This window comes from Streptomyces sp. NPDC093546 (assembly GCF_044765045.1).
Taxonomy (GTDB): domain Bacteria; phylum Actinomycetota; class Actinomycetes; order Streptomycetales; family Streptomycetaceae; genus Streptomyces.
On sequence record NZ_JBIWJG010000002.1, the window covers coordinates 641,933 to 664,453 of the forward strand.

General features: G+C 72.0%; 21 protein-coding genes. 11 read left to right on the forward strand and 10 right to left on the reverse strand.

All coding sequences use genetic code 11. The features are described from left to right. Position 1: 1 nt before the first annotated feature. From nadC to ACIRNI_RS06165, 7 genes are all read left to right on the forward strand, one after another. A complete protein-coding gene (nadC, locus tag ACIRNI_RS06135; protein WP_403548733.1) occupies positions 2–1,015 on the forward strand; it encodes a carboxylating nicotinate-nucleotide diphosphorylase in 1,014 nt (337 codons plus the stop codon). Continuing rightward, positions 1,015–1,821 (forward strand): type III pantothenate kinase, encoded by an 807-nt coding sequence (locus tag ACIRNI_RS06140; protein WP_403548735.1) that lies wholly within the window; start codon positions 1,015–1,017, stop codon positions 1,819–1,821. The genes nadC and ACIRNI_RS06140 overlap by 1 nt, the downstream gene beginning before the upstream one ends. A gap of 104 nt (positions 1,822–1,925) precedes the next feature. After that, complete coding sequence (locus ACIRNI_RS06145) at positions 1,926–2,504, forward strand: hypothetical protein (RefSeq protein ID WP_403548840.1); 579 nt, start codon at positions 1,926–1,928, stop codon at positions 2,502–2,504. Positions 2,505–2,518: 14 nt separating this feature from the next. Continuing rightward, positions 2,519–2,692, forward strand: a complete 174-nt coding sequence (locus ACIRNI_RS06150; RefSeq protein ID WP_355363025.1) for a hypothetical protein — start codon at positions 2,519–2,521, stop codon at positions 2,690–2,692. 121 nt (positions 2,693–2,813) lie between these two features. Beyond that, a complete protein-coding gene (locus ACIRNI_RS06155) occupies positions 2,814–3,341 on the forward strand; it encodes a BlaI/MecI/CopY family transcriptional regulator (protein ID WP_403548737.1) in 528 nt (175 codons plus the stop codon). A 10-nt stretch (positions 3,342–3,351) separates the two neighbouring features. Further along, positions 3,352–3,900 (forward strand): amino-acid N-acetyltransferase, encoded by a 549-nt coding sequence (locus ACIRNI_RS06160; protein ID WP_355363021.1) that lies wholly within the window; start codon positions 3,352–3,354, stop codon positions 3,898–3,900. 147 nt (positions 3,901–4,047) lie between these two features. Beyond that, positions 4,048–4,383, forward strand: coding sequence for an Lsr2 family protein (locus tag ACIRNI_RS06165; RefSeq protein WP_403548739.1), 336 nt, complete (start codon positions 4,048–4,050; stop codon positions 4,381–4,383). Here ACIRNI_RS06165 and ACIRNI_RS06170 read toward each other — a convergent pair. Next, positions 4,352–4,984 carry an SCO3374 family protein gene (locus ACIRNI_RS06170; RefSeq protein WP_403548741.1) on the reverse strand — a complete coding sequence of 211 codons (633 nt, stop codon included), beginning with the start codon at positions 4,982–4,984 and terminating at the stop codon, positions 4,352–4,354. The genes ACIRNI_RS06165 and ACIRNI_RS06170 overlap by 32 nt on opposite strands. A 431-nt stretch (positions 4,985–5,415) precedes the next feature. Here ACIRNI_RS06170 and ACIRNI_RS06175 point away from each other — a divergent pair, with 431 nt between their 5' ends. Then, positions 5,416–7,941 carry an ATP-dependent Clp protease ATP-binding subunit gene (locus ACIRNI_RS06175; protein ID WP_403548743.1) on the forward strand — a complete coding sequence of 842 codons (2,526 nt, stop codon included), beginning with the start codon at positions 5,416–5,418 and terminating at the stop codon, positions 7,939–7,941. 70 nt (positions 7,942–8,011) lie between these two features. On the opposite strand, the gene dacB is transcribed toward ACIRNI_RS06175, so the two are convergent. Together dacB and ACIRNI_RS06185 are read right to left on the reverse strand one after the other, a co-directional pair. Beyond that, on the reverse strand, positions 8,012–9,586 hold the full coding sequence (dacB, locus tag ACIRNI_RS06180; protein ID WP_403548745.1) for a D-alanyl-D-alanine carboxypeptidase/D-alanyl-D-alanine-endopeptidase: 1,575 nt from the start codon (positions 9,584–9,586) through the stop codon (positions 8,012–8,014). After that, complete coding sequence (locus ACIRNI_RS06185; protein WP_403548747.1) at positions 9,583–12,858, reverse strand: NACHT domain-containing protein; 3,276 nt, start codon at positions 12,856–12,858, stop codon at positions 9,583–9,585. The genes dacB and ACIRNI_RS06185 overlap by 4 nt, the downstream gene beginning before the upstream one ends. A 479-nt stretch (positions 12,859–13,337) precedes the next feature. Here ACIRNI_RS06185 and ACIRNI_RS06190 point away from each other — a divergent pair, with 479 nt between their 5' ends. Next, positions 13,338–14,045 (forward strand): M23 family metallopeptidase, encoded by a 708-nt coding sequence (locus tag ACIRNI_RS06190; protein ID WP_403548748.1) that lies wholly within the window; start codon positions 13,338–13,340, stop codon positions 14,043–14,045. Positions 14,046–14,050: 5 nt separating this feature from the next. Here ACIRNI_RS06190 and ACIRNI_RS06195 read toward each other — a convergent pair whose 3' ends face one another. Continuing rightward, positions 14,051–14,611 (reverse strand): TetR/AcrR family transcriptional regulator, encoded by a 561-nt coding sequence (locus ACIRNI_RS06195; protein WP_403548750.1) that lies wholly within the window; start codon positions 14,609–14,611, stop codon positions 14,051–14,053. Positions 14,612–14,713: 102 nt separating this feature from the next. On the opposite strand from ACIRNI_RS06195, the gene ACIRNI_RS06200 reads away from it, so the two are divergent. Continuing rightward, positions 14,714–16,300, forward strand: coding sequence for an MDR family MFS transporter (locus ACIRNI_RS06200; RefSeq protein WP_403548752.1), 1,587 nt, complete (start codon positions 14,714–14,716; stop codon positions 16,298–16,300). Positions 16,301–16,331: 31 nt separating this feature from the next. Here the strand turns inward: ACIRNI_RS06200 and cseC are convergent, their stop codons facing one another. From cseC to ACIRNI_RS06230, 6 genes are all read right to left on the reverse strand, one after another. After that, entirely contained in the window at positions 16,332–17,645 is a 1,314-nt protein-coding gene (cseC, locus tag ACIRNI_RS06205) for a two-component system sensor histidine kinase CseC (protein WP_403548754.1), read from the reverse strand. Beyond that, positions 17,642–18,355 (reverse strand): two-component system response regulator CseB, encoded by a 714-nt coding sequence (cseB, locus tag ACIRNI_RS06210; protein WP_403548756.1) that lies wholly within the window; start codon positions 18,353–18,355, stop codon positions 17,642–17,644. The genes cseC and cseB overlap by 4 nt, the downstream gene beginning before the upstream one ends. A gap of 28 nt (positions 18,356–18,383) precedes the next feature. Then, entirely contained in the window at positions 18,384–19,052 is a 669-nt protein-coding gene (locus ACIRNI_RS06215; RefSeq protein WP_403548758.1) for a hypothetical protein, read from the reverse strand. Then, positions 19,040–19,603 (reverse strand): SigE family RNA polymerase sigma factor, encoded by a 564-nt coding sequence (locus ACIRNI_RS06220; RefSeq protein ID WP_403548760.1) that lies wholly within the window; start codon positions 19,601–19,603, stop codon positions 19,040–19,042. The genes ACIRNI_RS06215 and ACIRNI_RS06220 overlap by 13 nt, the downstream gene beginning before the upstream one ends. A gap of 178 nt (positions 19,604–19,781) precedes the next feature. Then, positions 19,782–20,813 carry an A/G-specific adenine glycosylase gene (locus tag ACIRNI_RS06225; protein WP_403548762.1) on the reverse strand — a complete coding sequence of 344 codons (1,032 nt, stop codon included), beginning with the start codon at positions 20,811–20,813 and terminating at the stop codon, positions 19,782–19,784. Positions 20,814–20,838: 25 nt separating this feature from the next. Continuing rightward, a complete protein-coding gene (locus ACIRNI_RS06230; RefSeq protein ID WP_403548764.1) occupies positions 20,839–21,504 on the reverse strand; it encodes a phosphatase PAP2 family protein in 666 nt (221 codons plus the stop codon). A gap of 144 nt (positions 21,505–21,648) precedes the next feature. Here ACIRNI_RS06230 and ACIRNI_RS06235 point away from each other — a divergent pair, with 144 nt between their 5' ends. Beyond that, positions 21,649–22,512, forward strand: coding sequence for a hypothetical protein (locus ACIRNI_RS06235; RefSeq protein ID WP_403548766.1), 864 nt, complete (start codon positions 21,649–21,651; stop codon positions 22,510–22,512). Positions 22,513–22,521 lie beyond the last annotated feature (9 nt).

Here is a 22,521-nt window from a genome sequence, read left to right on the forward strand (position 1 = left end):
CGTGAGCACGCCCGAAGAACGCCCGCAGCCCGTGGACGTCCCCCTGATCAACATCGGCGCGCCGGCCCCGTCCGGCGGCTGTGGCGACGGCTGCGCCTGCGGCGACGACGAGGTCTACGAGTGCGGGCTCGACCCCGCGCTCGCCGCGCTGCTGGTGAACGCCGGCCTCGACCCCGTACTCGTCGAGGACGTGGCGTACCGCGCGATCGAGGAGGACCTCGACGGCGGTGTGGACGTCACCACCGTCGCGACGGTCCCGGAGGACGCGGTCGCCACCGCCGACTTCACCGCCCGCGAGGCGGGCGTGGTCGCGGGCATCCACATCGCCGAGGCGATCATGAGCGTGGTCTGCACCCAGGAGTTCGCGGTCGAGCGGCACGTCGAGGACGGCGACCGCGTCGAGGCCGGGCAGAAGCTGCTGTCCGTCACCACCCGCACCCGCGACCTGCTCACCGGCGAGCGCTCCGCGCTCAACATCATGTGCCGCCTCTCCGGCATCGCCACCGCCACCCGCGCCTGGGCGGACGCCCTGGAGGGGTACAAGGCGAAGGTCCGCGACACCCGCAAGACCACCCCCGGCCTGCGCGCCCTGGAGAAGTACGCCGTGCGCTGCGGCGGCGGCGTCAACCACCGCATGTCGCTGTCCGACGCCGCGCTCGTCAAGGACAACCACGTCGTCGCGGCGGGCGGCGTCGCACAGGCCTTCAAGGCCGTGCGCGAGCAGTTCCCCGACGTACCGATCGAGGTCGAGGTGGACACCCTCCACCAGGTCCGCGAGGTCCTGGAGGCGGGCGCCGACCTGATCCTGCTGGACAACTTCACGCCGGCCGAGACCGAGGAGGCCGTCACCCTCGTCGGCGGCCGCGCGGCCCTGGAGTCCTCCGGCCGCCTCACCCTGGCCAACGCCGCCGCATATGCCGCGACCGGCGTCGACTACCTCGCGGTGGGCGCCCTCACGCACTCCTCCCCGATCCTCGACATCGGCCTCGATCTGCGAGAGGCGGAGCAGGGCTGATGCTGCTCACGATCGACGTCGGCAACACCCAGACCGTCCTCGGTCTCTTCGACGGCGAGGACATCGTCGAGCACTGGCGCATCTCCACGGACGCCCGCCGCACGGCCGACGAGCTGGCCGTGCTCATGCAGGGCCTGATGGGCATGCACCCGCTGCTCGGCGACGAGCTCGGCGACGGCATCGAGGGCATCGCCATCTGCTCGACGGTCCCCTCCGTCCTGCACGAGCTGCGCGAGGTGACGCGCCGCTACTACGGCGACGTGCCGGCCGTCCTGGTCGAGCCGGGCATCAAGACGGGCGTCCCGATCCTCACGGACAACCCCAAGGAGGTCGGCGCCGACCGCATCATCAACGCGGTCGCGGCGGTCGAGCTGTACGGGGGCCCGGCGATCGTCGTCGACTTCGGCACGGCGACGACGTACGACGCGGTCAGCGCGCGCGGCGAGTACACCGGCGGTGTGATCGCCCCCGGCATCGAGATCTCCGTCGAGGCGCTCGGCGTCAGCGGCGCCCAGCTCCGCAAGATCGAGCTGGCCCGCCCGCGCAGCGTGATCGGCAAGAACACGGTGGCGGCGATGCAGTCGGGCATCGTGTACGGCTTCGCGGGCCAGGTCGACGGCGTCGTCCAGCGCATGAAGCGCGAACTGGTCGGCCCCTCCGGCGACCCCTCCGACGTCACGGTCATCGCCACGGGCGGCCTGGCCCCGATGGTCCTCGGCGAGTCCACGGCCATCGACGAGCACGAGCCGTGGCTGACCCTGATCGGCCTGCGCCTGGTGTACGAGCGGAACGTCTCGCGCATGTAGGGACCCGTCGGGGGCAACGCGCCCACAACATCCACTTAAACGACATTCGTCCCATTTGTGCGTATCGTCACCCCATGCCTACGCCATACGGATCCCGCGGCGGCCTGGCGTTCGGCGCGGACGAGCTGCGTGTGCTCCGACGCGCCCTCGCCCATGCCCTTCACCCGGTCCCGCTCGACGACGAGGACGTACAGGACTGCCACCGCCTCGCCGGCTCGGTGGACGAGGCGGTCCGCGAGGCCCGGCGGCTGCGGGCCTTCCTCCTCGCGGACCTCGCGCGGTACCGCGACGCCCTGCCCGGCTCCGCGACCGGCTACCTGGAGCTGCTCCAGGACGCCCTGGCGGCCGGGTACGAGCCGGGGCCCGAGGACCTCGCCGCGCTGCGCGGGCTGCGGCACGGCGCCGTGGCCGCCGCGCTGCTGGAGCGCTGCCAGGGCCTCGCCGAGCAGTCCGTACGCGTCCGCCTGGCGGGGCAGCGCACCGCACCGGCCCCGCGCACCCGGCTGCTCGCGCTGCCCGGCGGCCGGGGCCGAGCCGCCCGCGCCGTACAGCAACCCGCGCGGCAGCCCGCGCCGCAGCCGGCCCCGGACCCCGCGCCCAAGCCCGTCCCCAAGCCCTCCGAGGTCTTCCCGCCGCGCCGGCGACCCGCGGCGCCCCCGCCCGAGAAGCGGGCGGCGAGCTAGTTACCCTGGACGCCATGGACTACGTATCCGCGCTCCTGCCGCCGGTGGTGATGGCCGCCTTCTTCATCGGCCTCGTCGTGACGATCGTCAAGAGCCAGGGCGGCCCGAACAAGGCCAAGGAGGACGCGGCCGTCGACGCGGCCCTCGCCCGCGCCGAGGCCACCCGCCAGGCGGACGGCTCCGCCTGACGCGTACTCCTCCCCTCCCCTGAACCAAGGGCGTACGACCGCTTACGCGTCGTACGCCCTTTTTGTTACCTTTGATACGTCAATAGCCAGTCATTCCGACATCCCCCACTATGGTGGCGACGTGCCCCGTCAATTGGGAGAGCTCGAAGACGCCGTCATGACCCGCGTCTGGCAATGGAACCGGCCTGTCACCGTCCGGGAAGTCCTGGAGGATCTCCAGCAGGAACGCTCCATCGCCTACACCACCGTCATGACCGTAATGGACAATCTCCATCAGAAGGGCTGGGTGCGCAGGGAAGTCTCCGGCCGCGCCTATCGATATACCGCGGTCTCCACCCGCGCCGCCTACTCGGCCGCACTGATGAACGAAGCCTGGTCCAAGAGCGACAACCCCGCCGCGGCGCTCGTGGCGTTCTTCGGCATGATGTCGCAGGAGCAGCGCGAGGCGCTGAATGACGCCATCCGGATCCTGCAACGCGACATCCCCGAAGAGACCGCCGAAGAGACGGCGGAAGAGACCGCCGAAGAACCGCCACAAGGCGAACAGGAACGGGCGGAAGTGGAAGACACCGAGCGCGCCGGGGGCAAGCCCGGGGACAAGGCCGGGGACAGCCGGGGTGCCGACGGCGAGGGCGCCGCCGGGCGATAGCGTCCCCCTCATGTCCTCCACCGACGTTCCGTCCCCGCCACCCAATCCCGCCGCGAAAGCCATGACCGTCCGGCGGGCCAGGACCAGCGATGTGCCGGCCCTGCGCCGCCTCGTCGACCCGTACGTCACGGCGGGCATCCTGCTCGACAAAGCGACCGTGACGCTTTACGAGGACATCCAGGAGTTCTGGGTGGCGGAACGCGACGAGGACGGTACGGTCGTCGGCTGCGGCGCACTCCATGTGATGTGGGAAGACCTCGCCGAAGTGCGTACTCTCGCCGTCGACCCGCACTTCCGGGGCGCGGGTGTCGGCCATCAAGTGCTGGGCAAGTTGCTGGACACCGCCCGCTGGCTCGGCGTGCGCCGGGTTTTCTGCCTGACCTTCGAAGTCGACTTCTTCTCCAAGCACGGCTTCGTCGAGATCGGCGAGACGCCGGTCGCCGGAGATGTCTACGCCGAGCTCCTGCGTTCCTATGACGAGGGCGTCGCCGAGTTCCTCGGTCTCGAACGAGTGAAGCCGAACACCTTGGGCAACAGCCGGATGCTTCTGCACCTGTGATCGGAGGATCGGCCTCGCCGATCCCTATGTCCGAATCGCGTATGTTTCCCGCCTTCCCTGGGTTCCGAACCTCTCCCGGGGGTTTGTGTTTTCCAGGGAAAAGCGGTTTCCTTTCCGCGTACTGCATTTTCGATGAAAGGAAATCCGGTGGCACAGAAGGTTCAGGTCCTTCTTGTTGACGACCTCGACGGCGGCGAGGCGGACGAGACGGTGACGTTCGCTCTGGACGGCAAGACCTACGAGATCGACCTCACCACCGCCAACGCGGACAAGCTCCGCGGCCTGCTCGAGCCGTACACCAAGAGCGGCCGGCGCACCGGTGGCCGCGCCGCGGGCAGCCGTGGCAAGGGACGCGTCGCCGCCGGCGGCAGCCCCGACACCGCGAAGATCCGCGCGTGGGCCAAGGAGAACGGTTACAACGTGAACGACCGCGGCCGCGTCCCGGCCGAGATCAGGAAGGCGTACGAGGACGCCAACCACTGAGTGCGGCCCCGTCGCCCGCACCCAGGAGCCGGACCCGGTGGCACGCCGTCGCCGCCGTGTCCACGAGTCGTACGAGACAGGGGGCGTTCCCCCTGTCGCCAGGAGCCGTCCCGGCGGCCGGCCCCGCCGCGAGCGAGGGCAGTGCCGGAAGCGTCGGTTCCACCTCGCGCCCGGGGAGGGGTGGGCGCAGCCACATGGAGGCGCCGGGCGCGCCGGATCCACTCCGTCCCGGGGGCAGCCCCGGGGGGACGGGTGCGGGCATCCGGCCACCGGCGCCGAGCACCGTGAGGTCCAGGGCGATGCCGCCCCACTCCAGCCACTGGAGCAGCCCCGGCACCTCTTCCGCGCTCCCCGCGGCGACGAGCATGCGCATCCGGCGCCCCTCGACGGCGACCGGCCACCGACCGCCCAGGCGCCGCAGCACGACGGCCCCCGCGGCGGCCGGCAGCTCCAGCGCGTCGAAGCGGAGCCCCGTCAGCAGCTCCACCCCCTCGGGGCCGCGCTCCGCGGCCCAGCCGAGCTCGTGCGCGTACCACCGCGCGTGGTCGCCGTCGCCGCTGTCGTCGAGCGGCAGGCGCGGGAGCGGGACGGTGAAGGCCATACCGGGGGAACTATCCGTCGGCCGCTCGGGTTACGCACAGTGGGGTGTCGATCACTGAGCGTGCGGTTCACGGGACCGCCCAGGCGCGAGGGTGGGCGCAAGAGTGTTCGCCCTTAGCGGAGGGAACCGGGGTTCACCGCATGGAGTGTCAGTGCCTACGGGTAAGACATTCCTAGTGGGAGGGGACGACACGCAGGCTCGGGGCGTCTCACGTTCGCCATCGGCGTACTGCCGGTGAGGGTAAGTACCTGGCCTGCGGGAACATCGTCTCGCACCATCGGGTTGGAGCATTTGTCGGCGTTCGGGTCAGGAGGCCACAGACGGGTGTCGGCAGTTGGAATGAGCGGTCCCCGCTTGCGGGACTAAGCTGCGGAAGGACAGGGAGGGGACCGACCCCTCTACTGCCTGACCGCTCTGAGGAGCGATTAACGATGTTCGAGAGGTTCACCGACCGCGCGCGGCGGGTTGTCGTCCTGGCTCAGGAAGAAGCCCGGATGCTCAACCACAACTACATCGGCACCGAGCACATCCTCCTGGGCCTTATCCACGAGGGTGAGGGTGTCGCCGCTAAGGCCCTGGAGAGCCTCGGGATTTCGCTCGAGGCGGTCCGCCAGCAGGTGGAGGAGATCATCGGCCAGGGCCAGCAGGCCCCGTCCGGGCACATCCCCTTCACGCCCCGTGCCAAGAAGGTCCTGGAGCTGTCGCTCCGCGAGGCCCTTCAGCTCGGCCACAACTACATCGGCACCGAGCACATCCTGCTCGGCCTGATCCGCGAGGGCGAGGGCGTCGCCGCCCAGGTCCTCGTGAAGCTGGGCGCCGATCTCAACCGGGTGCGGCAGCAGGTCATCCAGCTGCTCTCCGGCTACCAGGGCAAGGAAGCCGCCACCGCCGGTGGCCCTGCCGAGGGCACCCCCTCCACGTCCCTGGTCCTCGACCAGTTCGGCCGGAACCTCACCCAGGCCGCTCGCGAGTCCAAGCTCGACCCGGTCATCGGGCGCGAGAAGGAGATCGAGCGGGTCATGCAGGTGCTGTCCCGCCGCACCAAGAACAACCCGGTCCTCATCGGCGAGCCCGGCGTCGGCAAGACGGCGGTCGTCGAGGGCCTGGCGCAGGCCATCGTCAAGGGCGAGGTGCCCGAGACCCTCAAGGACAAGCACCTCTACACCCTGGACCTGGGCGCGCTGGTCGCCGGCTCCCGCTACCGCGGTGACTTCGAGGAGCGCCTGAAGAAGGTGCTCAAGGAGATCCGCACCCGCGGCGACATCATCCTCTTCATCGACGAGCTCCACACCCTGGTGGGTGCGGGTGCCGCCGAGGGCGCGATCGACGCGGCGTCCATCCTGAAGCCGATGCTCGCCCGCGGTGAGCTCCAGACCATCGGCGCCACGACGCTCGACGAGTACCGCAAGTACCTGGAGAAGGACGCGGCCCTGGAGCGCCGCTTCCAGCCCATCCAGGTCGCGGAGCCGTCGCTGCCGCACACCATCGAGATCCTCAAGGGCCTGCGCGACCGTTACGAGGCCCACCACCGGGTCTCCATCACGGACGAGGCGCTGGTCCAGGCCGCGACCCTGGCCGACCGGTACATCTCGGACCGCTTCCTGCCGGACAAGGCGATCGACCTGATCGACGAGGCCGGCTCCCGGATGCGCATCCGCCGGATGACCGCGCCGCCGGACCTCCGCGAGTTCGACGAGAAGATCGCGGCCGTCCGCCGGGACAAGGAGTCCGCGATCGACTCCCAGGACTTCGAGAAGGCGGCGTCTCTCCGCGACAAGGAGAAGCAGCTGCTGGCGGCGAAGGCCAAGCGGGAGAAGGAGTGGAAGGCCGGCGACATGGACGTCGTCGCCGAGGTCGACGGCGAGCTGATCGCCGAGGTCCTCGCGACCGCCACCGGCATCCCGGTCTTCAAGCTGACCGAGGAGGAGTCCTCGCGTCTGCTCCGCATGGAGGACGAGCTCCACAAGCGCGTCATCGGCCAGAAGGACGCCATCAAGGCCCTGTCGCAGGCGATCCGCCGTACGCGCGCCGGCCTGAAGGACCCGAAGCGCCCGGGTGGCTCGTTCATCTTCGCCGGCCCGTCCGGTGTCGGTAAGACCGAGCTGTCCAAGACGCTCGCCGAATTCCTCTTCGGCGACGAGGACGCGATGATCTCCCTCGACATGTCGGAGTTCAGCGAGAAGCACACGGTTTCCCGCCTCTTCGGTTCCCCGCCCGGATACGTGGGTTACGAAGAGGGCGGCCAGCTCACCGAGAAGGTGCGCCGCAAGCCGTTCTCCGTCGTCCTCTTCGACGAGGTCGAGAAGGCCCACCCCGATATCTTCAATTCCCTTCTCCAGATCCTGGAGGACGGTCGCCTGACCGACTCCCAGGGCCGGGTCGTGGACTTCAAGAACACGGTCATCATCATGACGACCAACCTCGGGACCCGGGACATCTCGAAGGGCTTCAACCTGGGCTTCGCCGCACAGGGTGACGTCAAGACCGGTTACGACCGGATGAAGGCGAAGGTCAACGAAGAGCTGAAGCAGCACTTCCGGCCCGAGTTCCTCAACCGCGTCGACGACACGGTCGTCTTCCACCAGCTCAGCCAGGAAGACATCATCCAGATCGTCGACCTGATGATCGCCAAGGTGGACGAGCGTCTGAAGGACCGCGACATGGGCATCGAGCTCAGCGGTGACGCCAAGCAGCTCCTGGCGAAGAAGGGCTACGACCCGGTCCTGGGCGCCCGGCCGCTGCGCCGGACGATCCAGCGCGAGATCGAGGACATCCTGTCGGAGAAGATCCTCTTCGGCGAGCTGCGCCCCGGTCACATCGTGGTCGTGGACACCGAGGGCGAGGGTGCGGAGAAGAAGTTCACCTTCCGTGGCGAGGAGAAGTCGGCGCTGCCCGACGTCCCGCCGATCGAGCAGGCGGCCGGCGGCACCGGCCCGAACCTCTCGAAGGACGCGTAAGCGGCCACCGCGTGACGAAGGGGCTGTCCCGTACGGGGCAGCCCCTTTGCCGTGCCCTCAGCGGGTCGCGTCAGCAGGTCGCCGGCTTCCGCCACGCGCACTCGACGTCGGCCGGCACCCCGGAGGTCCGTACGCGCTCGGGCGCCGCGGTGGCGATCGTCCCGCCGGCCGTGTCCGAGCGGGCCAGCGTCACCACGATCGCGTCCTCGACGCCCTTCACGGACGGCGCCAGGTAGTTGTTGAGGATGATCGCGTAGACCAGGCGGCGGCCGCCCGCGTCGGTGACGTACCCGGAGAGCGCCGAGGCCCCGGTCAGAGACCCTGTCTTGGCGCGGGTGTTCATCGCCGCCGGGGTGCCGCACATCCGGGTGCGCAGGGTGCCGCCGGTGGCGCGGTCCGGGGCGCAGGCGACCGGCAGGGAGTCGTACCAGTCGGCGTACCAGGGGGCGTCCTGGACGGCGAGGAGCAGCCGGCTGAGCTGGGCGGCGGGGAAGAGGTTCATCCGGGACAGCCCGGACCCGTCGGCCTGCCGGACCTGGTCCGGCTCCACGCCCTCGGTCTTCAGGTACGCGCCGATGGCGGCGAGTCCCGCGCTCCACGAGCCGCGGCCCGAGGTCTCGTACCCGATGGTCTTCGTCAGCGCCTCGGCGTGCATGTTGTTGGACAGCTTCATGAAGGGCCGCATGAGGTCCTTGAGCGGCATGGAGGTGTGCGCGGCGAGGACCGTGGCGCCGTCGGGCGTCCGCGCCCCCAGCCGCGGCGGGCCGCCTCCGACGCGTACGCCGTGGGCGGCGAGGGAGTCGGCGAAGACCGCGGCGGCGTAACCCGTCGGCTCCCAGACGGTGATCCACTCCTTGGTGGGCGCCGCGCCCAGCGGGATCTCGCCGCTGACGACGAGGGTGTTGGTGCCGTGCTCGCGCTCGACGGTCAGGGTGTCGGGCCGGCCGGCGGGAACGGTGGTGGCGCGGTTGTCGACGCGTACGTAGTCGGTGCGGGGGCTCACGCCCACCCGCGGTTTCGCGCCCGCCGCGCCGCCCGGGGCGGCCTCGACGACGACCGTGCCCGCGTCGTAGTCGGTGTCCGGGGCGACCGTGAGGGCGGAGGTCTGCGCGGAGTAGTACGACGACTCGTCGTCGGCGGCCCAGGAACGGCCCAGCCGGTGGGCGTCGAAGCGGGTGTCGTCCGCGACGAGCCGCCCGGTCACCCACCGGACGCCGGCGGCGGCGACCCGGGCGGCGAGGGCGTCGTAGTCCTTGGCGAGCGTGGTCGGGTCGCCCGTACCGCGCAGGTACAGGTCCCCCCGGAGGACGCCGTTGCGGGGACCGGCGGCGGCCAGGACCTCCGTACGGAACCGGTACTCCGGCCCGAGGAGCTCCATGGCGGCGGCCGAGGTGACGAGCTTGGTGTTGGAGGCGGGCATCAGCCGGTCGCCGCCGTCGCGCTGGTAGAGGGTCTCCCCGGTCCCGGCGTCGGCGACGACGACACTCGCGGCGCCGCCGTCCAGCCGGGGGTCGGCGAGGATCGTGTCGATGGCCCCTTTGAGGCCGGTGTCGGAGGGTCCCGCGCCGGCGGGAAGAGCGCTCCCCCCGAGAAGTCCGGCGAGCCCGAGGGCGAGGGCGGTCACGCGCATCACGTGTCTGCTCATGGAGAGGAGGATGGCGGAGCCGGGTGGGGCTGGGAAGGACGCCCGGGGCGCCGGCTCCCGGGCACGGGCCGCCGGGGCGTGTACAGGCGGCGTACGACCCCGTCGGCGAGCAGCTCCTCTCCCCGCGTGCGCACGCGGGGCGGCAGGTGGACGGCCACCAGGTCCATCCCGGCCAGGGGGGACAGGTCGATCTCCTCCGGCAGGAAGACGGCGTCGACCAGGTGCAGGATCGCGAGGGCGGGGAAGCGCTCCGGGACCTGGGCCAGGTCGGGGTGCAGGTGTTCGCCGTGGTGGACGAGCGTCAGTTCGTTGACGCCGGGGAGCGCGAGCCCGGGCGGGCAGCTGTGCAGGGACGACCACGAGACCCTCAGGTCGGCGAGACCGGTCAGCGCCGCCAGCGCCGTCCACTCCTCCGGGGTGTGCGGGCTGCTCGCGGAGCCGAGGTAGAGGTCCGTCACCGACCCGAGGCGGCCGATCCCGGCCAGCCCGTCGCGCGGCGCCGGCACGTCCGTCAGGTCGAGCATGGCCAGGGGCCGCCGGGGCAGGTCGCCCCACCCCCAGGAGGCGTCGTCGGTGAGGGCGAGCAGCAGGTAGTCCAGCCGGTCCAGGGAGGCGATCGGGCTCAGGTCCGCCTCCGGGTGGGGGTTGAAGAGCTGGAGGCTCTCGATCGGGCAGCCCGCCAGCCCGGTCAGATCCGCCAGCCTCGGGGTCTGGGCGGCCGTGAAAGCGGTGAGCCGGTCGGCGCCGGCCAGGAACGACAGGTCGGTCACGATGGGGTTCCCGTACACCCGGAAGCCGGGCGGCCGGGTCCGGCGTACGTAGGCGGCCAGCGCTGCGGGGGGAATGCCGCCCTCGGCGAGGGTCCGGGGCCGCCCGCCCAGCCGGGCCAGCGCGTCGAGCTGTTCGGCCGTCTCGGCCCGGAAGAGGAGGTCGTCCTGTGGGAGCCGGGCGATGACCTCGTCCGCGTACCGCCGCGTGTCGAACCGGCTCCAGGAGCGCGAGAGCTGGTCGCTGACCCGGAGGGACGGCAGCGTGGCGAAGCGGGACAGCAGGGGGATGGCCGCGTCGGAGGCGAGGAGGGTCGCGGTCGTCGCCACGGCGAGCGCGCTCTGCGTGTCCAGGCCCTCGGGGCCCGGCAGGAGGTCCAGCACGATGGGCCCGGCGGTGGCGAGCGCGTTCGCGTCGTCCAGGGTGCGCGGCGGGATCAGCCGCGCGGCCCGCTCCCGTACGGAGAGGGCGATGGCCGGGTCGAGTTCGGTCGCGTGTTCCAGGCAGGCGGCGGCGAGCAGGACGATCCTGGTGCGGACCCGCTCCCCGGGGGCGTCGTCCGCGCGCTTCAGCAGGGCGTCGAAGAGCTCGGCGCGCTCGCGCGGGCGGCAGTGGGCCACCGCCATGCGCAGCACGTCCTCCCACTGGTCGTCCGGCGCGTGCGCGGCGAGCAGGCCGAAGTCGCCCTCGTCGACGGCGGCCCGGGCGCCGAGGTAGTCCTGGAAGGTGCGGTGGATGAAGTCCACCGTGCCCGGGGAGGGCTCCCGCAGCAGGCCGCTGCGCTGGAGGAAGTGGTCGAAGACCGCCGGGGCGTCGCCCAGCGCCGCCGCCTCCGGCACGGCGGGCAGCGCGGCCGCGATGAGCACCTCGGCCTGTGCGCGGTCCATCTCGGTGCGGCCGTTGCGGATGAGCCAGTACGCGAGCCGCTGCAACAGTTGGATCTGCGGTTCCTCGCCGATGACCGGCAGCGGCATGTCGCGCTCGCGGTCCCGCCGGATCAGCAGCATGGACAGCGCGGCGGCGTACAGCTCCTTGCGCCCGCGCGGCAGGAACCCGTGCCGGTCGCGGTGCAGCGCGCAGATGAGCCCGCACATCAGGGGGTTGGTGGCCAGCCGCGCCAGGTCCTGCTTGCCGCGCAGGGCGTCGAGGAGGGGCTGCTCGTACGGCTCCGCGTCCATGCCCGCGGCCGCGTGCCAGCGGCGTACGAACGCGGTGACCTCGGTGCGGTTCATGGGGGAGAGCGTGAGCTCGGCGAAGCTTTCGCCGGCGAGCCAGTCGTCGCGTACGGCCGAGGGGCGCGAGGTGACGAGCCAGCGGTTGCCGTCGTACGCGGCGAGCAGGTCGCGCAGCCAGCCGCGGGCGCGCTCCCGCTCGGGCTCCGGGACCTCGTCGATGCCGTCGACGAGGATGAGGCCCCGACCGGCGGACAGCACGCGGTCGGCCCAGCCGTCGGGCGGGCTGAGCGGGCAGCCGACGGCGGACAGGAAGCGGTCCGGGGTGGGCAGGGGACGGCCGTGGCGGGTGAGGGTGCGCAGGGGGAGGACGAGCGGGATCCGGTCGCGGAGATACGCCAGCCGGTCGCCGGCCGTGGCGGCGGAGACGGCCAGCCACTGGATGAGCGTGGTCTTGCCGGAACCGGCGACGCCGCGGAGCAGGACGCGCTCGTGGTCGGCGAGGACCAGGTCGGCGGGGCGCGAGGCCGGCCGCTCGGGCAGCACCTCCTCGACGAACCTGCGCACGCTCCGCGGGGTGTAGTGGCGGTGCGGGCCGGTGTCCGGCCCGGGCGGCAGCCCTGCTCGCGCGCTGGCCGCCAGCGACAGGTAGGCCACGTCCAGCGGCCAGCTGTCCGGCGAGTGGTGCAGGTCGATGCCGTAGATCGTGAGGCTGCCGTGCTTCCTGGCGAGGTACGCGTGGTAGCGGCGCTCGAAGCCCGGGTCGGCGGCGTCGGCGCGCGGGGTGCGGGCGATCAGGGCGTCGACCTTGGCGATCAGCTCGGCCTGGGCGCGGGACTGCTCGACGAGGGTGCGGGCCGCGAAGGTCGAGCGCTGCGTGAAGAAGTGGACGATGTGCAGGCACGCCCACTCGGTGAGCGAGTCGAGGAAGAGCGTGGCGTCCCGCGACAGCCAGTCCGGGGCGGGGCCCGCGCCGCGCAGGCGGCGGGCCAGTTCGCGGTGGCCCAGGTGGACGGCCTGGACGTCGTCCATGTCGAGGTCGCCGAGGGCGAGCAGCGTACGGGCGAGGGCGTCGGCGACGGCGTCTCCCTCGTCGTACGGGAAGGGCGCCTCGCCGGGGGTGTCGAGCGCCTTGCGGACCAGCGCGGTGGCGAGCTTGCGCACCTCGCGGTCCGAGAGGGTCCGCTGCTCGCCCCGGAAGGAGACCAGGCGGGAGAGGCGTACGCGTTCCTCGGGGAGCCCGGCGCCGGGGCCCTCGATGACGAAGAGCCTCCTGATCAGCGGGGCGACGGCGCTGGACGCCAGGCGCGTACCGATGAGTGCCGGGTCCATGGGCATCCCCCCGCCGGGCCGGAGTGCGGTCGCGACGAGCGTATCGGCGGGGCGCCGGGGGCGGGGGTCTTTGGTCCCGAAACGGACAGGCGTCCGGCCCGCCGCCCGTGACAAGCCGCACAGGCGGTTCGCGCGGTACTAGCCGGAATAGTGCGGTCCGCGGCCCGCCCCCGGCCGCCCGGAGGGGGGTGGGCAGCGGACGTACGGGCCTGGGCGCGGGGGCGGCCGGCGAGGGCGCCGGGAAAGGCCCAGCTCAAGGGCACCCTGATCCGGACAAACCTCGCTTTCCAAGGACATTCCGGCCTCTTGGCCTGCCTTTCGTCGCGCCGTCAAGAGTCCACGTCACACCGCCGCGCCTACGACGACATGTCGTAGATGGGTGGTTTGAGGCGGGATGGGGGGCCGGGTTACCAAGGATGAGCACTCGCCCGGCGCACCGCTCGTGTCGGGTCCGTTCTTGCCCGGAGGTCTTTCCCCGTATGTCGAAGCGCATCAAGCACCCCACCCGTAACGCCGCCGTCGCCCTCGCCGCCGTCGGCATGGGAGCGTCGCTGGCGTTCGGAGCCGGTGCTGCGTTCGCGGCCGAGGGGCAGGCGGCCCCCGCCCTGGACACCGCGGCCGCCGTCGCCGCGCAGGCCAAGGCCCAGTCGACGGTCGCGCAGCAGGCCGCTGCCGCGCAGAAGGCGGCGCAGGCGGCGCAGGCGGCGAAGCTCGCCGAGGCCGCGAAGAAGGCGACCGTCACGAAGAAGGCCGCTGCCAAGAAGACGGCCTCCTGGGTCAAGCCGGTCAACGGCTACACGCTGACCGCCTCCTTCAACCAGGGCGGCGCCATGTGGTCCCACAAGCACTCCGGCCAGGACTTCGCCGTGCCGATCGGCACCCCGGTCAAGGCCGCGCACAGCGGTGTCGTCGTGAAGGCCGGCCCGAACGGCGGCGGCGACGGCCCCGCGTACGGCAACGCCGTCGTGATCAAGCACTCCAACGGCACGTACTCGCAGTACGCGCACCTGTCGAAGATCGACGTCTCCGTCGGCAAGAAGGTGAAGACGGGCCAGCTCATCGCCAAGTCCGGCAACACCGGCAACTCCTCCGGCCCGCACCTGCACTTCGAGATCCGTACGACGCCGAACTACGGCTCCGCGATCAACCCGGCGTCGTTCCTGCGCTCCGCGGGCGTCACCATCTGACGCGCTTACGCATGGCCCTGATGGGCCTGGGTCACCAGATCGACGGCGACCTCGAGGATGGCTTCGTGCTTCTCCTCGGGGTCGCCTTCGACGTGCTGCATGTAGAAGACGCCGGCGTGCATGGTGAACAGCGCGCTGATGCACCGCACCCGGTCGGCCATGGAGAAGTCCGGCTCCTGCATCAGCTCGGTCAGCGTGAGGACGCGCTCCTTGAAGGTCTCCCCAATGCTCAGGTCGCGCACGGTGGCCTGGTTCTCCTGCATGAAGCGGAAGAGCGGGGCCGCGCCGAGCAGGGCCGCGTGGTAGCGGCGCACGATCTCCTGCTTGGTCTCCAGGGTGCGGGGCTGCTCCTCCGCCCAGGTGATCAGGTCGTCGATCGGCCGTGCCATGTCCTGGAAGAGGCTGATGACGATGTCTTCCTTGGTCTTGAAGTGGTAGTAGAGCGCCGCCTTGGTGACCCCGAGCCGCTCGGCGATCTCGCGCAGCGAGGTCTTCTCGTACCCCTGCTCGGCGAAGAGTCCGAGAGCCACGTCCTGGATGCGCTGGCGCGTGTTGCCTCTGGCCATGGTGCTCGGTCCTCCAAAAAACTTACTTGACGCCCGGCTAGTACCGCGTCTACCGTCACCAGTGTAGAACTAGCCGGGCGGCAAGTAAGTGGAGCGGGGAACATGAAAGACACCGACATACGACAGCGGCGGGAGCCGCGCACACGCAGCGTGCGAGTGGTGCTGCTCGCACTGATGATCGCCATCCTGCTGGCGATGCTCGACAACATGATCATCGGCACCGCGATGCCCACCATCGTCGGAGAGCTCGGCGGCCTGGCGCACCTCTCCTGGGTCGTCACCGCCTACACCCTCGCCACCGCCGCCTCCACCCCGATCTGGGGCAAGCTCGGCGACCTCTACGGCCGCAAGGGCACCTTCCTCACCGCGATCGTCATCTTCCTGATCGGCTCCGCGCTCAGCGGCATGGCCCAGGACATGGGGCAGCTCATCGGCTTCCGCGCCGTCCAGGGCCTGGGCGCCGGCGGTCTGATGGTCGGCGTCATGGCGATCATCGGCGACCTGATCCCGCCGCGTGAGCGCGGCAAGTACCAGGGCATGATGACCGGCGTCATGGCCCTCGCGATGATCGGCGGCCCGCTGGTCGGCGGCACCATCACCGACCACTGGGGCTGGCGCTGGTCCTTCTACATCAACCTGCCGCTGGGCGCGGTCGCCCTCGCGATGGTCACCGCCGTGCTGCACCTGCCGAAGCGGGAGCGCGACAGCCGGCCGCGCATCGACTACCTCGGCACCGCGCTGCTGACGATCGGCATCACGGCGATCGTCCTGGTCACGACCTGGGGCGGTACGGAGTACGCCTGGGACTCCGCCGAGATCCTGGCGCTGAGCGCCGTCGGCGTGGCCGCCACCGCCGGTTTCCTCTTCGTCGAGACGCGCGCCGCCGAGCCGGTCGTGCCGCTGCACATCTTCCGCAGCCGCAACTTCACGCTCATGTCGGTGATCGGGTTCCTGACCGGCTTCGTGATGTTCGGTGCCATGCTCTTCCTGCCGCTGTTCCAGCAGTCCGTGCAGGGCGCCTCGGCCACCAACTCCGGGCTGCTGCTCCTGCCGATGCTGATCGCCATGATGGCCGTGTCGCTGTACGCGGGGCGCGTCACCACCGCCAGCGGCAAGTACAAGATCTTCCCCATCGTGGGCGGCGGGCTGATGGTCGTCGGCCTCTTCCTGATGGCGCAGATGGACACCGAGACCTCCCGCTTCACCTCCGGCGCGTACATGGCGTTGCTCGGCGCGGGGATGGGCTTCCTGATGCAGATCACCATGCTCGTCGCGCAGAACAGCGTCGAGATGAAGGACATGGGCGTGGCCTCGTCCACGACGACGCTCTTCCGTACGCTCGGCTCGTCCTTCGGTGTCGCGATCATGGGCGCGCTGTTCACGGCGCGGGTGCAGGACGAGATGGCGGCGCGGGGCGGCGGCGCGGCGACCGCGCAGTCGGCCCAGCTCGACGCGGCGAGCCTGGAGCGGCTGCCGGAGCAGGCGCGCGAGGCGTACCAGTTCGCCGTGGCGTCCGGTACGCACACGGCCTTCCTGCTGGGCGCGGCGGTCGCGGTGATCGGCTTCGTCGCGGCGTTCTTCGTCAAGGAGGTCCCGCTGAAGGGCGCGGGTCCGCAGGGCCCGGAGGCCCCGCAGACCGAGCCCCCGCAGCAGGAGGCCCCGCCGAAGCTGGCGGCTTCCTCCAGCTGAGGCCTGAGGCCTGAAGGCCCGGGGCCTGCGGCTACCGCTCCTCCGGTGGCAGCCGCAGGACCGGGAAGCTTCCCGTCGACGTCGGGGCGTGTTCCGGGAGCCAGAGCACCGCGATCGCGCCGCCCGACGGGGAGGCGTTGCGGAAGGTGAGGCGGGCGCCCAGGACGCGGGCCTGGCCCGCCGCGATGGTCAGGCCCAGGCCGTGGCCGTGGCCCGCGCGGTCGCTCGCGCCCGTGCGGAAGCGGCTCGGCCCCTCGCGCAGGAGCGCCTCCGGGAAGCCGGGCCCGTGGTCGCGCACCCGCAGCACGCGGCCCTCGACGGTGACCTCCACCGGCGGCTTGCCGTGCTTCGCGGCGTTCGCCAGCAGGTTGCCCAGGATGCGCTCCAGCCGCCGCGGGTCGGTGTTCACCCACGACTCGTGCACCACTCGCACCTCGGCCTCCGGGTCCAGCGCCCGCACCCGCCGCTCGACGAACTCGCCGAGCGCGATCTCCTGGAGCTCGGCGCGCTCGGAGGCGCTGTCGAGCCGGGCCACCTCCAGCACGTCCTCGACCAGCGTGCGCATCGCCTGCGCCCGGTCCCGTACGAGCTCGCTCGGCCGCCCGGGCGGCAGCAGCTCGGCGGCCGTGAGCAGCCCGGTCACCGGCGTACGCAGCTCGTGCGCGATGTCCGCCGTCACGCGCCGCTCCGCCTGGATGCGCTCGTTCAGCGCGTCGGTCAGCGCGTCCACCGCGCGCGCCAGCTCGTCCGTCTCGTCCCGTACGCGCCCGCCGATCGCGTCCCGGACCCGTACGTCCGTGTTGCCCTGGGCGACCTTCCCCGCCGCGGCGGCGGCCTTCCGCAGCCGCCGGGACAGCTGCCCGCCGATCAGCACGCCGAGCGCGCACCCGCCGAAGACCACCGACACCGAGCCGGCCACCAGCGCCTGGTCCAGCGCCTTCATGATCGTCGTGGAGCGCCCGGCGAACTGCGTGCGCAGCGACAGCACGTCGCCGTTGGCCAGCGGCACGGCGGCCCATACGTCCGGGGCGCCGGACGGCCGCTCCTCCACGAACGTGCCGCGGTGCCGGTTGCGCATCAGCGCCTCCAGCTCGGGCGGCAGCGCCGGATCGTTGATCTTCGTACCGAACTTCGGCTCGCCCTTCGGCTTCGCCGACTCGTACATCCGCTGCGCGAAGACCAGCCGCTCCATCTGGACCTCACGCGCGTTGTCCAGCATCGAGACGCGGGCGGCGTTGTGGACGACCAGGCTGAGCGCGCCCGCGATCAGGGCGCCGACCCCCGCGATGGCGATGGCGATCTTCCAGCGGACACCGGTGCGCACGGCGAAATTGCGGCGCTTCATGCCTTGAGCTTGTAACCGAAGCCGCGGACCGTCTCGATCCGGTCCTGGCCGATCTTCGTACGGAGCCGCTGGACGTGGACGTCGACGACGCGCGTGTCCCCGCCCCACCCGTAGTCCCACACCCGCTCCAGCAGCTTGTCGCGGGAGAGCACCGTGCCGGGCGCCGACGAGAACTCCAGCAGCAGCCGCATCTCCGTCGGGGTCAGCCCGACCGGCGCGCCCGACCGGCGCACCTCCATGCCCTCGGTGTCGATCTCCAGGTCGCCGAAGACCAGCACGCCGCCCTGGTCCGGGCCGCCCTGCCGCGAGGCGTCGGCCGTGCCGCCCGCCCCGCCCGACGCGTGCCCGAAGCGCCGCAGCACCGCGCGGATCCGGGCCACGAGCACGGCGCCGTCGAACGGCTTGGTCACGTAGTCGTCGGCCCCGGCCTCCAGGCCCAGCACCACGTCGATGGAGTCGGCCCGCGCCGACAGCATGATCACCGGAACCGTCGACTCGTCCCGGATGCGCCGGCAGAGGCTGACGCCGTCCATGCCGGGCAGCATGACGTCGAGCAGCGCGATGTCCGGCCGCCGCGCCCGGAACGACTCCAGCCCGGACAGCCCGTCCGGCATGGCGGTCACCGCGAAGCCGTCCCGCTCCAGGGCGAGCTGGGTGGCCTCGCGGATGACGTCGTCGTCCTCGACGAACAGGACATGGGTCTCGGCCATCCCGCGCTTACTCCTGTACTCCCGTGTATCAGTTCTCGGGCGGCGAGCTCGGCGCGGGCCCGTCGATGCCGCCGTCGCCGATCGCCTTGCTGTAGTCGTTGTGCACCCGGTCGTGCTCGCTGAACCGGTTCCCCACCCAGCGGTACGTGATCACGTCCTCGCCGGACGGATACGCGACCGGGTCGCCCTCCTCGTACACCTGCTGGGTGAGGACGAGGTCGCCCCGGTCGATGGTGGAGTACACGGCCGGCTCCTCGACCGCGAAGACATTCTCGTACTCCCCGTCCACCAGGCGGTACACGTACGTCCCGACCCCCACGGCGTCCCCGCACGTCATGACGTTCACCACCACGTCCGGGCGGCCGTTGCCGGTGAGGTTCCCGTACGACGTGTCGATCGGGTACGCGTCCGCCGTGCACGGCTTCAGCTCGTCCTTGACCTGGTCGTCGACCTTCGGGTCGTCCTTGATCAGCCGGACCGGGTCGACCTTCTTGATGGGCGAGGTCCGGACGGGCGCCGTCGGCGCGGACGAGGGCGCCGCCTGGTCGGCCCGGGCCGCGCCCTCGTCGCGCGTGCCCGTGCCGCCGGTGGAGCAGCCGGCCGTGAGCAGGCCGAGGGCGGCGAGCACGGCCGCCGCCGTGGTGCTCGCCGCCCGGATCCTGCCGGTGCCGCCGACGTCGTCTCTCAGGCCGCGCACCGTTCCCGCCCTCGTTCGTGACCGCGTTCCGTACGCTCCAGGGCGCGGGCGTCGGTGTCGACGGACCGGCTCTCCAGTTCCTGACGGAGCCGGGCCAGGGCCCGGTGGAGCGTGCTCTTCACCGTACCGGTCGACATGCCGAGCGCGGCGGCCGTCTCCTCGGTGCTCATCTGCTCCCAGTGCCGCAGCACGACCACGCTGCGCTGCTTGGGCGCCAGCACCTTCAGCCCGTCCATCAGCAGGGCCCGGTCGGCGTGCTGCTCGGTGGCGTCCTCGACGGACGCGTCGGGCAGCTGCTCGGTGGGCACCTCCTCCAGCTTGCGGGCGCGCCACCACTCGGTCCGCGTATTGATCATCACGCGGCGCAGGTACGCGTCGGCGAGGGCCTTGTCGGCTATGCCGTCCCAGCGGCCGTATGTACGGGCCAGCGCGGTCTGCAGCAGGTCCTGGGCGTCCACCGGGTCGGGGACGAGACGGCGCGCGCTGCGCAGCAGCGCGTCCTGCCGAGTGCGTACGTACTCCTCGAATCCGAGCACCTCGCCGTGCGACATCCGAACCGCCTCCATCCCCGTGACGAGCACCCCCCGTGGGCACCCCTGTGGTCTTACGGCAGGAGACGCTACGGAGCTGTTGTCACGGGGTTGTCCGAGGCAGCCGTCGGCGGACGCACGGCTGTCCATCGGTTGTGTAACAGCGGAGGTGTAACAACCCCGGATCAGGGGAAGGTGATCATGTTCGGCCCACGCCCGGGTCGGCCGGAGCTCCCGGAGCGGCCGGAGCTCCAGGACCGCTGGGAGCCGCCGGGCCGGCCGGCAGCCGGTAGCGGCCGCCCTCCAGGGGCTCCACCAGCCCGTCCGCGACCAGCCCGTCCAGCGCCCTCGCCCGCTGCACCGGCTCGTCCCACACCGCGTCCAGCGCGGCCTGCTGCACCGGCGCCACCGCCTCGCGCAGCACGGCGAGGAGCTTGCCGCGCACCTGGCGGTCGGTCCCCGCGTACGTCTGGCCGCGCCGGGCCGGGCCGTCGTGGGCGGGCTTGCCCGCGAGCCGCCACGCGCAGTGCCCGGCGATCGGACAGCGGGCGCAGTCCTCGTTCTTCGCGGTGCACACCAGCGCGCCGAGCTCCATCGACGCCGCCGCCCAGCGGGCCGCGGTCGTCTCGTCCTCGGGCAGCAGCGCGCGGGCGAGCCTGCGCTCGGCTGCGGTGGTGGCGTTCGGCGGGTACTGCACGCCCGTGACGGACCGGGCGAACACCCGGCGCACGTTCGTGTCCAGGACGGCGTGCCGCTGCCCGTACGCGAACGACGCCACCGCCGCGGCCGTGTACTCGCCGATGCCCGGCAGCGCCAGCAGCTGCGCGTGGTCGCGCGGTACGTCGCCGCCGTGCCGCTCCGTTATCGCGACGGCCGCGCCGTGCAGGCGCAGGGCGCGGCGCGGGTAGCCGAGACGGCCCCAGGCGCGGACCGCCTCGCCGGGGGCCTCGGCGGCCAGGTCGGCGGGGCGGGACCAGCGGGCCAGCCACTGCTCGTACACCGGGAGGACCCGGCTGACGGGGGTCTGCTGGAGCATGAACTCACTGACCATCACGCCCCAGGCGCCCGCCTCGGGGCGGCGCCAGGGCAGGTCGCGGGCGTGCTGCTCGAACCAGGCGAGGACGGGCGTGTGCAGCCGCGCGTGCGCGTCGGCGGCTTCGGCGGGGGCCGGCGACGAGGGTGAGGGAGAAGGGGCGGGAGCGGCGGCGGAGAGGCTTTCGGTCGCAGTCATGGCACCTCCGATCCTGGCACGTCCGTCAGCCGCGGCGGTGCATCGGCTCCCGGCGCCGCGGCGCCACGTGCCGTCCGGTCCCGGCCTCCGGGACCGCGGGGCCGCGCCCCGCCAGCCAGGTCGCGGCGCCCGACCGGCTCGTCCGCATCGTGTCGACCAGCGCGCCGGTCGGGCGGGTCAGCAGCTTGACGAAGACGACGGCGGCGATCGCCCCCAGCACCAGCCCGGCGGCCACGTCGTGCGGGTAGTGCACGCCGACGAAGACCCGCGAGAACGCCATGAGCAGCGCCATCGGCACCGTCAGCCAGACGATCCGGCGCCAGGCCAGCACGAGCGCGATCGCGGCCGCGCCCGCGATGGCGGAGTGGTTGCTCGGGAAGGACCAGTCGCCGTACGCCGGGCACTCCACCAGCGAGGCGGCCGCGCCCGCGACCGCGCGGCACGGGCGCTCCTCGTCGATCACCGACTTCAGCAGCTCGCTGACGACGTATCCGAAGGCCGTGCCGAGCGGCGCGAGGACCGCGAGCGCCATGGCCCGGGAGGCGTCGGGGCGCGCCCGCCACCAGCCGATGACGAACAGCACGCCGAAGAGGAGCAACCCGGCCTCCGTCCACAGCTCGGCGATGAGGTGTACCCAGCCGGGAGTGGTGTGGGCGAAGTCGGTGATGTCGAGGTAGAGGTCCTGGCTCATGGTTACGGACGGTACCTGGCCGCCGGATGACACCATGCGCCGCCGTCCACATCCCCGCCCCTGGAATGTGATCATCGGCAAAACTTGGTGCACGGGCGGCGGGTGGGGCGGGAGTTGGGCGCTGATCTCTCGTACAGTTTGTGCGTGGGATCTCTGCGCAATCCGGTCGGGCCGCTTCCCTCCTCCATCTACTGGCGACGGAGGGCAGTCGCGGCGAGCCTGGTCGCGCTGCTCGCGCTGCTGATCGTATGGGCCGTCACATCCGGTGGGGACGGCGGCAAGGACGGCGCGGGTGACGGCGCCAACGGAGCCACGCCCGCACCCTCCATCACCCCGGGACCCTCCCAGCCGGGCCCGGCGATCAGCAACCAGCCGGGCGGACGCGACGAGTCCGGCGCCTCCGGGGGCTCCGGCGGCGGTACGGCCCCGGGGACGGGCCAGGACGACGGCAAGAACGGTGACACGGCGTCAGGCGGCGGCACCGGTACGGGAACGAGTGCCGGAGCGGGCTCCGACGGCGCCGCCGGCACGAGCTCCTCGGCCGGTTCCGGTTCCGGCGGCTCCGCCGGCTCCGTCGCGAACCAGGTCCCGGCGGACTCGCCGCTGCCCGACTGCGCCCCCGGCACCCTGCGGGTGACCCTGCGCAGCACGAAGGTGTCGTACGCGCCCGGCGAGAAGCCGCGGTTCGAGCTGGTCGCCCGCAACACCTCGGGCGCCACCTGCAAGGCGGACTTCGGGCCCCGCGCGGCGGTCCTGACCATCAAGAACAGCGAGGCCGACACCGTCTGGTCCTCGAAGGACTGCCCGCGCGGCGCCGCCCCGCTGATGCTGCGCGTCCCGGCGGGCGGAAGCGTCACGCACACCGTCGAGTGGGACCGCCGGCTCAGCGCCCCGCAGTGCGCGACGCCGTCCGGCGCGCGGGCCGCGGGAGCGGGGACCTACCTGCTGGAGGCGGCGGTGCCGGGCGCGAAGGTGCTCCCGGCGTCGTTCACCCTCGCCAAGGACTGACGGCCGAGG

Excerpts from the sequence above, each read along its gene's own strand:
- ACIRNI_RS06140 (WP_403548735.1), top strand. The coding sequence starts at position 1,015 with ATGCTGCTCACGATCGACGTCGGCAACACCCAGACCGTCCTCGGTCTC.
- ACIRNI_RS06185 (WP_403548747.1), bottom strand. The coding sequence starts at position 12,858 with ATGGACCCGGCACTCATCGGTACGCGCCTGGCGTCCAGCGCCGTCGCC.
- ACIRNI_RS06190 (WP_403548748.1), top strand. The coding sequence starts at position 13,338 with ATGTCGAAGCGCATCAAGCACCCCACCCGTAACGCCGCCGTCGCCCTC.
- ACIRNI_RS06170 (WP_403548741.1), bottom strand. The coding sequence starts at position 4,984 with ATGGCCTTCACCGTCCCGCTCCCGCGCCTGCCGCTCGACGACAGCGGC.
- ACIRNI_RS06150 (WP_355363025.1), top strand. The coding sequence starts at position 2,519 with ATGGACTACGTATCCGCGCTCCTGCCGCCGGTGGTGATGGCCGCCTTC.
- ACIRNI_RS06200 (WP_403548752.1), top strand. The coding sequence starts at position 14,714 with ATGAAAGACACCGACATACGACAGCGGCGGGAGCCGCGCACACGCAGC.
- ACIRNI_RS06195 (WP_403548750.1), bottom strand. The coding sequence starts at position 14,611 with ATGGCCAGAGGCAACACGCGCCAGCGCATCCAGGACGTGGCTCTCGGA.
- cseC (WP_403548754.1), bottom strand. The coding sequence starts at position 17,645 with ATGAAGCGCCGCAATTTCGCCGTGCGCACCGGTGTCCGCTGGAAGATC.
- ACIRNI_RS06225 (WP_403548762.1), bottom strand. The coding sequence starts at position 20,813 with ATGACTGCGACCGAAAGCCTCTCCGCCGCCGCTCCCGCCCCTTCTCCC.
- ACIRNI_RS06175 (WP_403548743.1), top strand. The coding sequence starts at position 5,416 with ATGTTCGAGAGGTTCACCGACCGCGCGCGGCGGGTTGTCGTCCTGGCT.
- dacB (WP_403548745.1), bottom strand. The coding sequence starts at position 9,586 with ATGAGCAGACACGTGATGCGCGTGACCGCCCTCGCCCTCGGGCTCGCC.
- ACIRNI_RS06160 (WP_355363021.1), top strand. The coding sequence starts at position 3,352 with ATGTCCTCCACCGACGTTCCGTCCCCGCCACCCAATCCCGCCGCGAAA.
- cseB (WP_403548756.1), bottom strand. The coding sequence starts at position 18,355 with ATGGCCGAGACCCATGTCCTGTTCGTCGAGGACGACGACGTCATCCGC.
- ACIRNI_RS06230 (WP_403548764.1), bottom strand. The coding sequence starts at position 21,504 with ATGAGCCAGGACCTCTACCTCGACATCACCGACTTCGCCCACACCACT.
- ACIRNI_RS06220 (WP_403548760.1), bottom strand. The coding sequence starts at position 19,603 with ATGTCGCACGGCGAGGTGCTCGGATTCGAGGAGTACGTACGCACTCGG.